Genomic DNA, 4,314 nt, shown 5'->3' with positions numbered 1-4,314 from the left:
ATCCAGAAGGTCCTGTTCCGGATATACCATAAATCAAGGTCGATCTTGTCGTTATCTGTGAGAACAGCATTGCCGCTAATCTGCGCCCACCCCGTCAATCCTGGTTTGACCGAACAGCGCAGAGCTCCACGTTCGCCAAGGGCGCGTATCGTTTCGGGGAGTATCGGACGAGGGCCAATCAGGCTCATATCGCCGGCAAGTATGTTCCAGAACTCAGGAAGCTCGTCCAGACGCGATCGACGCAGAAGCCGGCCGAATGCAGTAGTACGCTCCTCGTCGCTCAGCAGCTTGCCATTGCCGTCCCTCTTATCCGACATTGACCGGAACTTGATCATTTTGAAGGGGCGTTCGCCTTCCCCTGCCCTCGATTGAACGAAAAGTGCCGGCCGGCCTAGAAAAACAATGACGGCTATCGCGACGAGCAGCATGATGGGAAACATCAACAGCCCGGCGGCAAGTACGAATACGATGTCAAGAATACGGTTCATAATATATGCCCCGGCAAACATTCGACCTTTTATTTTTATCCGCCCAGGCGGGCTCCGGCAAGAAATTTCATCTTTATGTTTTAAATAGCTTCGCATTGACGACGGCAGTTTGTTCGTTCAATCTTCCACGCTGGATTAGTATACGCTGTAAAGAAATTGCCATACCCTATGCCGGGATGAACTATGTAGCGAGCATTCCACCGTTCATCGGTCTCGATCGCATTTGAACTACGCCTCTGTTGAACGATGCGCTTGACTGGTAATGGCTCGACGCGCTGCATCCGTCGTGACCGGTTCTTTAAAACGATACATTTTCACGATCTGCTGGGCCTGCGAGCAAAGCGGCGGGCAATAAACGCCTGCCGTCTATATCTTGAGCAAAGCGCATCTACAGCGCCACGCGTCATTCATGGCGTGCAAAACCGTTGTAGCGCTTAATCTGCGGCATGTCGCAGGCCGCCATCAGACGACGATCATTCGACCGAAGGGACCAATGATGTGTGGAATTGCTGGCCTGATAGACTACGCGGGGCGCCAACGCGACGCATCGGCCGAGACGCTGCGGCTGATGGCGAGTGCAGTTGCGCATCGCGGTCCCGACGCACAGGGAATCTGGCTTGCCGGGGATGGCCATGTCGGGCTTTGTCACCGCCGGCTCTCGATCATTGATCTGTCACCGGCAGGTGCGCAGCCGATGCATTCCGCCAGCGGCCGTTACACGATTGCCTACAATGGAGAGATCTATGGTTTTCTCGGGCTTCGCGCCGAACTGGAAACATATGGACTGCGATTTCGGGGCCATTCCGACACGGAAGTGCTTCTAGAGGCCATCGAAGCCTATGGCCTGGAAAGGGCCCTGGCGCGCTGCAACGGCATGTTCGCCTTCGCCCTGTATGACAGCGTCGAGCGCAAGGTCATATTCGCCCGTGATCGGATCGGCAAGAAGCCCCTTTATATCGGGGTGTCGGGCGAGGCCGTCGCTTTCGGGTCCGAACTGAAGAGCATCAGACAACACCCGTCTTTTCATTCTCCGCAGATTGACCGCGATGCGGTTGCGCTGTATCTCAGATACAACTACGTGCCCACTCCTTATTCAATCTACCGTAATGTTTTCAAGTTGCCGCATGGTTCGTGGGTCAGCATCTCGGTCGATGAGCCTCCCGCCTCGCCAGCAGCTGTTTTGGCCTCGACAAGGCTCTATTGGGACGCGTTTGATGTCGCCGAACGCGGATATGCGCAGCGTATCGAACACGAAGAGGAGGCCCTAGATCTTCTCGACAACGCGCTGAAGACAGCGATCAGCGAGCGCATGGTGTCGGATGTCCCCGTCGGTGCACTCCTCTCGAGCGGCATCGACTCCTCCCTGGTTTYGGCGGTCATGCAGGAAGTATCCCCCTCGCCCATCAAAACCTACACCGTTCGCTTCATGGAAGAGCAATACAATGAAGCGGATGCTGCCTCGGCTGTTGCCCGTCACCTGAAAACGGATCACACCGAAATCACCGCCGAACCAGAGACAGCGCTTGGGCTGATCGCCGATCTGCCCGATGTTTATGACGAGCCTTTTGCCGATCCATCTCAGATCCCGACCTTGCTTGTTTCGAAGCTCGCGCGAAGAACCGTAACGGTCGCGCTTTCCGGCGATGGCGGCGATGAGTTTTTCGGCGGTTACAAGCGCTATCAGCGAATGGTGACTTTCGAGCGCCTGGCGAAAATAACGCCTTCGCTTGCGCTTCGGGCAGCGAAGTTCGCACCCGAATGGCTCCTCGATGTCGCAGCCCCTCTTGGCCGTCACGCCCTCCCCCTGGCTTTGCGCGACGAGGCCACCGGCAGCCGTGTGAAACGGCTTGCCGAACTGTTGCAGATCAGCGATACGGACGACCGCTATCTGAATTTTGTCTCCCAATGGCCGGATTCGGCCGACATCGTCATCGGCGGACACGAACCGCCGACCGCAATGTCGTCCAAACGAATTCCGGCAGCTCTGGGTCCTGTCGACAGGATGATGTATCGGGACATGGTTGCCTATTTGCCTGACGATATCCTGGTCAAACTGGATCGCGCCTCGATGGCTGTCGGTCTCGAAATGCGCGCCCCCCTCCTCGATTACCGTTTCATCGAACTGGCCTGGCGCGCGCCCCGGGGCCTGTGTTTTTCCGAGGGCCAAGGCAAGCTCGCGCTACGCAAACTGCTGGCCCGCCGATTGCCCGAAAGGCTGATGAACCAATCGAAACGGGGGTTCGGAATCCCGCTCAACGCCTGGCTTCGCGGTCCGCTGCGCGCCTGGGCAAGCGACATGCTGTCCCCGTCTCGCTTGCGCAGCGACGGCATCTTCCGGGTGGAGCCGATAGAAGCGCGCTGGAAAGAGCATCTTTCGGGCAGCCGTGATTGGGGGCCGCATCTTTGGACAATCCTGATGTTCAATTCCTGGCTGGACCGTTGGGCCAGCCAGTAATACGCCGGAAAGGCCGCGTGCGCCGACTTCCTTGCCGCTGCAGCCGTACGAATGCATGCCTGTTGCACACAGCGCCGCGCGTCATGAATGACGCGCGGCGCTGTGTGCAATTGCGATTTCAGTCAGGACGTCAGATGAACTGCGCTTATGACAACATGAAATCCGAATGGCTGAAATTCGCGGCCGTAAGATTGCCCAACGGATCATCGATGAGGACAGAAAATGCGTTGCCCGAAGAGTCGTGGCCCTTGATGATGACGTCACCGCTGGCATCATTGTAGGCATAAACCGTTCCATTGGCACCCGAGCTGGAATACTGGGTCAGTCCGAGCCTCTCGAAGCTCAGCGTATCGATGCCGTCCTGAAAGTCCATGACGGTATCGCGGCCGGTCAGGACACTGGCGCCCTTGAAAGAGAACCGATCGGCGCCTGCGCCACCCCAAAGTGTATCGGCGCCGCCATCGCCAATCAGAACGTCGTTACCGGCATCCCCGCGGATAATGTCGTTTCCGTCGCCGCCGTAGAAGCGGTCGTTTCCATCGCCACCCCTCAGGTTGTCGGCTCCGCCTTCACCGCTTATGGTGTCGGCACCGGCATCGCCGAACGCTACATCGTCTCCGCCGCCAAGCTCGATGCTGTCATTGCCGATGCCGCCATGCGCTTCGTCCTTGCCGCCCTCGGAATCAAGCATGTCATTACCCTCGCCACCGCTGAGGTAGTTATTGCCGTCTCCGCCATCGACCCGGTCGTCGCCGTTGCCGCCGAACACTTTATCGTCGCCCGACTGTCCCTTCAGGGCGTCGTTACCATCCTCGCCGTAGATGGTGTCATTGCCAGCGGCCCCGCTCACGGCCTGCTGCGTCAATTTCCCTGTCGCGGGATCAATGCGGTTGGTGAAACCGTCATTTCCGCTTCCTGCATAGATGATATCGTTTCCGTCACCGCCATCGACATACTCTTCGCCGGCGCCACCATAAATCGTATCGTTTCCCGCGCCGCCCAAAAAGTGATCGTGGCCGTCGCCACCTTCCAGGATGTCGTCGCCTAGGCCGGCGTCRAAAATATCGTTTCCGAGGCCGCCAAGAAGCCGGTCATTGCCCGCCCCGCCGTCGAAAGTATCGTTACCGTCGCCGCCTTCGGCATAGTCGTTGCCGGCCCCCGCATTGATGAAGTCGTCACCGAGGCCACCATAAAGCTTGTCGTTGCCAATCCCGCCATTGAGAAGGTCGTTACCTGCGTTGCCATACAAAATATCGTCACCGTCATAGCCGTAAATTTTGTCCGCGGCGCTCGTTCCTGTCAGCTTGTTAGCCAGGCTGGTTCCGTTGAGAATCATGATTACCTCTTCGCTTGGTCGGAGAGGTTCTGGTA

At 57.7% G+C, this 4,314-nt stretch carries 3 protein-coding genes; 1 reads left to right on the top strand and 2 read right to left on the bottom strand.

Annotation, left to right across the window (positions count from 1 at the left end):
• Positions 1-488 (bottom strand): sugar transferase (locus tag AC1D17_RS27865; protein ID WP_477568473.1); only part of this gene is annotated, 488 nt, incomplete at its 3' end.
• Positions 489-984: 496 nt separating this feature from the next.
• On the opposite strand from AC1D17_RS27865, the gene asnB reads away from it, so the two are divergent.
• Positions 985-2,943: an asparagine synthase (glutamine-hydrolyzing) gene (asnB, locus tag AC1D17_RS27860; RefSeq protein WP_477568474.1), complete on the top strand. Its 1,959-nt coding sequence runs from the start codon at positions 985-987 to the stop codon at positions 2,941-2,943.
• Between the two features lie 145 nt (positions 2,944-3,088).
• Here the strand turns inward: asnB and AC1D17_RS27855 are convergent, their stop codons facing one another.
• Complete coding sequence (locus AC1D17_RS27855) at positions 3,089-4,279, bottom strand: calcium-binding protein (protein ID WP_477568472.1); 1,191 nt, start codon at positions 4,277-4,279, stop codon at positions 3,089-3,091.
• Positions 4,280-4,314 lie beyond the last annotated feature (35 nt).

The sequence above is a fragment of the Pararhizobium sp. P1_E7 genome (genome assembly GCF_056405855.1).
Note: the sequence above shows the minus strand (reverse complement) of the source record. Positions and strands in the feature narration are given on the sequence as shown.